This is a genomic window from Hymenobacter glacialis (assembly GCF_001816165.1).
GTDB lineage: Bacteria > Bacteroidota > Bacteroidia > Cytophagales > Hymenobacteraceae > Hymenobacter > Hymenobacter glacialis.
In genome coordinates this window covers 1-411 of sequence record NZ_MDZC01000005.1, presented here as the reverse complement: position 1 = coordinate 411, position 411 = coordinate 1, and the positions used below count along the sequence as shown (strand labels likewise).

1 protein-coding gene is annotated in these 411 nt (G+C 56.4%); it reads right to left on the bottom strand.

The window, feature by feature from the left end:
- The coding region (locus BEN48_RS00015; protein ID WP_241502116.1) for a methyl-accepting chemotaxis protein at positions 1 to 411 on the bottom strand (411 nt) is incomplete at both ends.

The window sequence follows — 411 nt, the reverse complement described above, 5'->3', positions numbered from 1 at the left end:
TGTTGCCCGCCGCAATTTCACGGGTACCGGCATAGATGGCATCTGAACCTTCGCGGACATGAGTGACGGTGTCGATAACGCTGATAATGTCGGCAATTTTCTTCGAACTATCGGCGATCTCATGCATCGTTTTCACTACGCCATCCACCACTTTGCCGCCGTGCTGGGCGGTGTCGGAGGCACTTTGCGCCAGTTGCGAGGCCTGGCGGGCGTTATCGGCGTTTTGCTTCACTGTCGCGGTGAGCTGCTCCATGCTGGCGGCAGTTTCTTCCAGCGCGGATGCCTGCTGTTCAGTACGGGAGGAAAGATCGGTGTTGCCCGCCGCAATTTCACGGGTACCGGCATAGATGGCATCTGAACCTTCGCGGACATGAGTGACGGTGTCGATAACGCTGATAATGTCGGCAATTT